At 50.1% G+C, this 8,972-nt stretch carries 2 protein-coding genes; both read right to left on the reverse strand.

The genetic code is table 11. The annotated features are described in order from the left end of the window. Positions 1-7,503, reverse strand: a 7,503-nt coding sequence (locus tag BTR1S_RS21220; protein WP_061781690.1) for a non-ribosomal peptide synthetase, incomplete at its 3' end; no start/stop codon positions are given. 20 nt (positions 7,504-7,523) lie between these two features. After that, positions 7,524-8,972, reverse strand: a 1,449-nt coding sequence (locus tag BTR1S_RS21225; protein WP_082800500.1) for a condensation domain-containing protein, incomplete at its 5' end; no start/stop codon positions are given.

An 8,972-nucleotide genomic window follows, 5' to 3' on the forward strand; every position in this document is an offset into this window, starting at 1 on the left:
CAAATACCGGCTCCAGCGCTGTATCGTTTCTTTCTTAAATAAATCTGTTGCATATTCGAATTGGAGACCGATTTCGTCCTCTTTCTCAAATGCCCCCAATGTCAGATCGAATTTAGCGGCGGCATGTGTGATGTCATACGGCCTGATCGTTACATCATCCAAATCAAGCGTCTCTTTATCAGGATCTTCCACTGTTAGCATTACATTGAACAGCGGATTCCGGCTCATATCACGGGGCAAATCAAGCTTTGCGATCAGCTCTTCAAACGGATAATCCTGCTGATCGAGTGCTGCCAGGCTTGTGTTTTTGACGCTCTCAAGAAACTCGCTGAATGTCGCCTTATGCGAGACATGGTTTTTAAGAGCCAATGTGTTGACGAACATGCCCGGCATGTTTTTCAATTCGGCCTTTGTTCTGCCGGCTGTCACCGTGCCGATGACAATCTCCTTCTGACCGGTGAGGCGGCTTAAGAAGATGTTGAATACAGCCAGCATGACGATGTTCAATGTTGTTTGCGTTTTCGCCGTTAATCCGCGGATTTTCAGCGCCGTGTTTTTCGATGTTGCAAAGCGGATTTGATCACCTGTAAAGCTTTGCACCGGAGACCGCGGGAAGTCCAGCGGAAGGTCGAGTTCCGGAATGGTTCCCTTGAACTGGTTCAGCCAGAATTCTTCCTGTCTCCGAATGTTTTCCTGCTGTGTGAGCCCTCTTTGCCAAACGGCGTAGTCTTTGTAATGAAGCCTTGGCTCAGGCAATGCTTCACCACGGTAAAGCATCGCGATTTCTTTGATGAAAAGGCTCCTTGATACGCCATCGGCAATAATATGATGCGTATCAATCAACAGCAGGTGGCGCTGTTTGCTGAACGAAAGCAGCTCAGCCCGGATGAGCGGTGCGCTGCCTAAATTGAACGGCCTGATAAAGCGGCTGATTTCTTTTTCTGCTTCATCTTTGCGAATCGCCGTAACCTTTAGCTCGATGTCCGCATTTTCATGGATTTTTTGGACAGGACTTCCGTCGATGTCCGCAAATGATGTGCGCAGCGCTTCATGGCGGTCTACCAGCGTCTGAAGCGCCCGTTTTAAGCGATCGACATGAAGATCCCCTTCCATCATGAACGCGGACGGCATATTGTAGCCGGTCCCGTTTTTTTCGATCTGGTGAAGAACGTACATCCGTTTTTGGGCGGATGATACAGGATACCAGTCGCTTTTTTCGGCTGGCTGCATCTCGCTTTCAATGGATTGTTTTTCAGACGACTCGATATAACGGGCGAGCCGGCTGACCGTAGGACAGTCAAAGAGAGCTTTTAACGGTACTTTTTTCTTCAGTGCTGATTGAATATCGGCGATCAGCATCATCCCTTTCAAAGAATGTCCGCCCAAGTCAAAGAAATTGTCTTCAACACCGATCGGCCTGATGCCAAGAACGTCTTCCCACATGAAGCAAAGCGTTTTTTCCAGCTCTGTTGACGGAGCCTGATAAGAATCGCTTTTTTCGTTTACAGCCCCGGGCTGCGGCAGCGCATTACGATCCAGTTTGCCGTTGGCCGTAAGGGGAATCTCATCCACCGTGATAAAGTACGACGGCACCATGTATGATGGCAGCCTTTCAGAAAGATGCTCCCTCAGTACTGAAGAAGCGGCTTTGCTTTTCGACTGGATATAAGCGCACAGCTCCTCCATTCCGGAAGCCGCCGTAAAGGCGAGGACGACCGCTCTTTCAACATCCCCATGCTCTTTGAGGGCGTCTTCGATTTCCTTCAACTCAACCCTGTATCCGCGGATTTTCACCTGATCATCTGTGCGGCCTACAAATTCAATTTCCCCATTGGGAAGCCGGCGCACAAGATCACCCGTCTGATACATGAGTGCGCCCGGCGCATAAGGATTTTCGATAAACCTTTCGGCCGTCAGCTCCCTCTTGTTTACATATCCTCTCGCAAGCCCTTTTCCCGTAATATAAAGCTCTCCTGGGGCCCCGACCGGGACGAGGCGGCGTGAAGCATCCAATACTAAGGCTCCCGCGCCTGGAATCGGCCGCCCGATCGTCGGACGTTTGATAAATTCGGCCATCTCCTCCGCGACAATCTGCTTGGCGATTGTGCCGATCGTTGTTTCCGTCGGTCCGTAATGATTGATGAACCGGGCATCCGGATAGCGGGAATGGAACCGCTCCACGTCATCCGGATTGATTTTCTCGCCGCCGAGTACGATCAGCCTCAGCCGCTCAAGCTCCTTTGTAAAAGCAGAGCTTTGCGGCTGTACAATCGTATGGAACAGCGACGGCGTCAGCTTGATGTATGTGATTCCTTGTTCATATATATATGTGCATAACCGGGCAGGTTCTGTGTATGTTTCCTTTGGGACGAGATGAAGCTCCCCTCCTGCAAGAAGGATCGGGAAAAGGCTTGTGTACCCGAGATCAAACGCATAAGATGACAGGAGCATCGTCTTATCAGACGCCGTCAGCCTCGTTTCATCCCTGAACCAGGAAACATAGTTCACGAGATTGCGATGCTCCAGCTGAACACCTTTCGGCTGGCCGGTCGTTCCGGATGTGTAAATGATATAAGCGAGACTTTCCCCATCATTGATCGAATCCGGGCGGGCCGTGGATATATTCGGGTCTATATCTTTCTCGATATCTATGACTGTGCCCTTGTATATGTCAGAAAGAAAAGCTTGCCGTGCCGATTCGGCCACCAGCCAGCGGGCTCCGCTGTCTTCAAGCATGTATTGAATCCTTGCCGCCGGCATCTCGGGATCTATTGGCAAATAAGCGCCCCCGGCTTTCATGACACCGAGAATAGAGACGATGACATCTGCAGAACGATCGAGCATAATACCGATGATATCGTCTTTGCCGACCCCTTTCCGTCGAAGAACATATGCAAGCTGATTTGCTTTTTGATCAAGCTCCCGGTATGTGAGCTTCGTATGTCCGTATACAACGGCGGCCCGATCAGGCGTTTTTTCGGCCTGCTCTTCAAACAGCTCATGAAACGGCACATCTTTCTGCTGAACTGTCCGGCGGTATTCTGTTTCAGCCAGCAGCAGCTGCCGTTCGGATTCAGAAAGCGTGTCAATGTCCGCCAGCTTGACGTCAGGGTGTCTACAGATCGTTTTGATCACGTTCAGAAGGTGGCCGCTCCAGCGTCTGACCGTTTCTTCCTTAAATACAGCAGCAGCATAGTCAAAGCTCAAGCCGATTTCTCCATCATGTTCAACAGCTTCAAGAGACAGGTCGAACTTTGCCGTACGGTGGCGCACAGAATAGGAGGAAATCTGCAAATCTCCCAATCTCAAAGAAGGAACGTCCATATTCTGCATGTTGAAAAACACGCTGAACAGCGGGTTTCGACTCGTATCTCTCGCCAAAGGCAGCTTTTCAATCAGCTCTTCAAGCGGATAGCTTTGCTTGCTAAACGCCTGCAGGCTCGTTTCTTTCACTTCCTGTAAAAATTGCCTGAATGTTTTTTGCCCTTCAGGCCGATTGCGGAGCGCAAGCGTGTTGACAAACATGCCCGGAATGTCATTCAGATCCGAATGGGTTCTTCCCGCAACCGGCGAGCCGACGATGATATCATCCTGTGCCGCATACTTTGATACAAAGATATTGAAGGCCGCCAATAGAAACATATAAAGCGTTGTATCAGATGCAGAGAGCAGTTTTTGAATCTCGCCCGCCAGCTTCTTGTCTATCCCAAAGACGACCCGCTCACCTTCAAAGCTCCGTTTTGCCGGACGAGGAAAGTCGTACGGCAGATCAAGCACAGGCAGCTCTCCTTTGAACACATCAAGCCAATATTGCTCCTGTTCTTTCAATGCTCCTTTTTGCTCTCTGTCGTTTTGCCAGACGGCAAAATCTTTATAGTGCAGCCGTGGAGCGGCTAAACCTGCGCCTTGGTACAGCTGCGCGAGATCGCGAATAAAAATGCCCGTCGAGCTTCCGTCGGTAATAATGTGGTGCATATCGATCAGAAGCAGATGGCGCTTTTCTTCCAATTGAACGAGTTCCGCCCGGACGAGCGGCGCCTGATCCAATTGAAACGGCCTGATAAACCCGCTGATTTTCGCTTCGGCTTCAGCCTCTTCCGCTTGGGATACCGTTAACGCAAACGGCACATCCTCATGAATGTGTTGGACAATTTCCCCGTCTATTAATTCAAATGAGGTCCGGAGTGTTTCATGGCGGCAGATTAAAGCCTGAAACGCAGTTTCGAGACGATTTTTATCCAGCTCTCCTTCCAGATGCAACACCGCCGGCACATTATAGCTTGTGCTTGCTTCTTCTAGCTGATTAAGAATGTACATGCGCCTTTGCGCCGAGGATACCGGATAATAAGGCTTTGACGGCGCAGGTTCTATCGGCTGCACGTCCTCTCTTGACTCCCCTTGGAGAAATTCGGCAAGCCCCCTGATCGTCGGCTTTTCAAACAGTACTTTGATCGGAACGTCTTTTTGCAGCTGCTCCTGAATTTTTGCCGTAAGCATCATCGCTTTCAGCGAATGCCCGCCGACAGAGAAGAAATTGTCATCGATTCCCGGACGCTTGATGCCGAGAACCTCTTCCCAGATCGCGGCCAGGATTTCTTCCGTTTCGTTTTCAGGCGCTTTGTATGCGGCGTGCGTTTCCTCTGCGGCCGGTACCGGGAGCTTGCGTTTATCCACTTTTCCGTTTGCCGTAAGCGGCATTGCCTCAAGCTGAATGAAATGAGACGGAATCATATACTCCGGCAGCACCTTTGAAAGCTCTGTCCTGAGCTCTGATGCTGTTCTCTCCCTGGCGCTCGTATAATAGGCGCAGATTTCGTTTTCGCCCGCACTGTTTTCTCTTATGATGGCGGCTGCTTCAATCATGCCGTCTAGCTGAGCGATCCGGGATTCAATTTCACCCAATTCGACCCGGAACCCGCGCACCTTCACCTGATGATCGATCCGTCCAAGAAATTCGATGGTTCCATCTGGAAGCCATCTTGCCAAATCGCCTGTCCGATAGATTCGTTCCCCTTCGGCAAGTGGAGAGCTGATGAATTTTTCCGCAGTCAGCTCAGGCTGGTTCAAATAGCCTCGTGCCACGCCGTCTCCGCCGACGCACAGTTCACCGGGGACGCCGATTGGCAAAAGCTGATCTTGGCTGTCAAGAATATAGGCCGTTGAATTGCCGATCGGTTTCCCGATAGGTATCGCATGTTCATATTCTTTGTCGATTAAAAAGCATGTTGAAAAAGTCGTGTTTTCCGTCGGGCCGTAGCCGTTCCAAAGGGAAAGGCCCGGGCACGCGCGCCTCACCTTGTTGACGATGGCGGGAACGAGAGCATCTCCGCCGATAATAACGTCTTTTATGCTTTGAAACATGGACGGATCCTGATGGGCCAGCTGGTTGAAGAGAGGCGATGTCAGCCACATCGTCGTAATCCCGTTTTTTTTCAAAAATGATTCGAATTTTCTGCCATCGAGAAGCGTTTCTTTCGGCACAGGATAGAGAGTCGCCCCATTCAATAACGCGCCAAACACTTCGAACGTGCTGGCATCAAAGCTGACTGCCCCCGTCTGCGCCATGTTCACTTCCTTGTGAAGCGGAATGTAGCCGGCGTTTTTGACGAGGCGGACGATATTGCGGTGCTCGACCATCACGCCTTTCGGTCTGCCTGTTGAGCCTGATGTATATATGCAGTACGCGAGATCATCCGGCTTCAGGGTGTGCTTAAGATTGGCGGAATCCTCATGTTCAAGCGACTCCGCGTCGAAAGCAACCACTTCAACCCCTTCCAAAGAACGCTTTGCACCTTGTTTGATGATGACGATTTCCGAACCGCTGTCTTTCAGCAAAAAGCGGATTCGCTCTTCAGGGTAGTCTGGATCAATCGGCACGTATGCACCGCCAGCTTTCAGCACCGCCAGCATGCTGACGGCCGATTCAAGCGACCGCTCCATCATGATCGCGGCAGCACCGCCGTGTGCCAGTCCTTTTTTCTTTAATGTTCGCGCAAGCTGATTCGCTTTTTCATTCAGCCTGCGATACGTGATGCTCGACCCGCCATATACGACAGCCGTTTTTTCAGGCGTCCGTTCCGCCTGTTCTTCAAACAGCTCAGGGATCGTTTTTTCCCGCGGATATACCGTCTTTGTATCGTTAAAGGCAAGCAGGGCTTGTTGTTCCCGTGTTGATAAAAGTCCGGTCCCGGTTGCCGGCGACTCCGGATTGGAAACGGCGATCCGGGCAATTCTTGTCAGGTGCTCCGCCGCCTTTTCAATAAAGGCTGCGTCATAAACCGCGCTGTTGTATTTCAGTTTGATCGTCCATTCCGTCCCCGGATACACGATCAGATTAAAATCGTAGTTCGTTTGTTCAAAGGCGCCCGCCGCTTTGATGGAAAAACCGAGACGCTCTGTCATCGCACCGCTTTCCAGCTCTTTATCCAATGGATAATTTTCAAACGCAACCAGATGGCTGATAAGGCGCCCATCTAAAGCGGAGCTCTTTTGAATCTCATAAAGCGGCAGATAATCGTATTGTTCCGCTTCGATCGCATGCTGCTGCGCCTGCTTGAACAGTTCGGCAAAAGATGTCTGATCTCCGATTTTCAAACGGACCGGGATCGTATTGATAAACAATCCCGCCATATGTTCAATACCGTTGATGTCCGACGGGCGTCCGGACACAACCGTGCCAAACACCACATCATCAGCGGCGTTATATTTAGATAAAACCGTTGCCCAAATCGCCTGAAACAGATTAGGCGCTGTGACATGATAGCGGTTCGCCGCCCTTTGGACGGCATCCACCATTTCTTGATCCCAGACCAGAGCGAACTCTTTGTTTTCGTAAGGCTCTCCTTCCGCCGATGCTTTCCGCCCAGGAATGACGCTCGGTTTTTCCAGGTCGGCAAGACGCTTTTCCCAATAAGCGGCCGCTTCGTCCTTATCCTGGCGGCCGAGCCATTTGATATAGTCCGCATACGGCCTTCCCTGATCAAGCGGAACCGGGCGGTTTGAACGGTACGCTTCGTAGTTTTGAAACAGCCGTTTCATCAATATGCCCATGCTCCATCCATCCATCACGATGTGATGATTGCTCCAAATCAGGTGGTATTTTTGATGGGCGAGCCTGAATACCGCCACTTTAAAGAGCATGTCTTTCGCCAGGTTAAATCCGGCTGCTTGAACGTCCCGCTTATATTGGCTGATCCGCATCTTTTGCCGGAGTTCATCCCATGCGGAGATATCCTCAACATGAACCTTCGCCTCCCGCTCAGCCAGGACGACCTGGCGCGGCTTCTGCAACTGCTGATGAACGAAAACCGTTCTGAGAATATCATAAGAACGTACGAGCTGATTCACGCTTCTTTCAAAGATCTCTAAATCAAAATCCCCTTCTATGAAAAGCTCAAGCTGTGTGAAATAAGAGGACGATTCGGGATCAAGCATGGCATGATACAGCATTCCTTCCTGCATTGGTGTCAAAGGATATACCTTTTGGATTTTTTGTTTCCCCATAAGCCACCTCGTATATTTTGTTAGAAAATTTCCATCAATTTATCAAGTTCTTCGAGTGTCAGATCATCATCACCAAGATCGCTCGGGGTTAATTCGTCTCCGTCTTGGGTCAGACAATGATCAATCAATTGCAGCAAATAAGCTTTAAAGCTTTTGGCGACATTTGAGATTGTGCTTTCTTTGTATTCCAATGAATGATAAGCGATCGACATCGTCAGTGCGCCGTCTTCAATAAAGCCGACAATATCAAGGTCGTTCGGCTTCTCGGTCTCAGGGCTCAGCGGATCGCCGGACGGCATCTGCGATCTCGTAAACAGACCCGATTCCGACATCTCCGTGAACTGGCCTAAATAGTTGAAGCTGATCTCCGGTTTGACCTGCTTGTGTTTCTTGCCTTCCTCTGTTAAATAACGATAGATGCCATAGCCGACCCCTTTATTCGGAATATGGCGCACATCTTCTTTGATCTGTTTGATTTGATAGCCCATATCATCGGAATGGCGCATCTGGATCAGGGCCGGGAACTGGCTTGTAAACCAGCCGACGGTCCTTGAAATGTTCAAGCCCTCGATGATGTCTTCGCGTCCGTGCCCTTCCAAGGCCACGAGAATGTCATCTTGGCCTGTCCATTCTTTTATCGCAAAGCCCAATGCCGTCAGTAAAATATCATTCATCTCCGTGTTGTATGCTTCATGGACTTTTGTCGTCAGCTGTTCTGTTTCTTCTTTCGAAAGGGAGAATTCCGCCGTTTTTGTATGACGCATCCGCTTATCGTCTGCTTCCATATCTTTCGGCAGCGGCGCTGTCACCGTCTTCTCTATTTCCTCCCAATAGCCGATTTCCTTTGCAAAGGACTTGGAAGCGGCATACGCTTTAAGACGCGCAGCATATTCCGCAAAGGAATGAGATTTTTCCGGAAGGACGATAGATACCCCTTTTTCAGCCTGAAGGTATCCAGATGCAAAGTCTTCAAGCAGAATCCTCCATGATACCCCGTCAATAACGAGATGGTGGATAACGATCAGCAAATGGTCGCCTTGGCCGGTTTTAAAGATCGCCGCTTTCAGCAAATGTCCGTGTGCCAAATCGATGCTGCCTTGAATTCGATTGGATTCTTGCAAAATAGCAGCTTTCAATTCGTCTCCTGATTGATTGAGGTGAATGACCTCCGGATAAACCGCGGTATCCTCAAGTCCCCTGTTGTACTGAACAATTCGTTCCCCATCTTGTTTATAAACCATACGCAGGGCGTCATGATGCTCGATTAATTTGCTTAAAGCCTGTCCGGCAAGCTCAGGGTCAAATCCTGACAGCGCATGAAGCATAACTGACTGGTTCCAGTGATGCTCGTTTGTAAAGCGGCGTTCGAAGAACCAGCGCTGGATCGGCGTAAGCTCGACTTCACCTTCGACAGGTCCTTGATCGATTGTGGTTTCATCAGCTGCCTGTACATATGAGCTGACCTGCTC

Source organism: Bacillus sonorensis NBRC 101234 = KCTC 13918 (assembly GCF_001592005.1).
In the GTDB taxonomy this organism is placed as follows: Bacteria; Bacillota; Bacilli; order Bacillales; family Bacillaceae; genus Bacillus; species Bacillus sonorensis.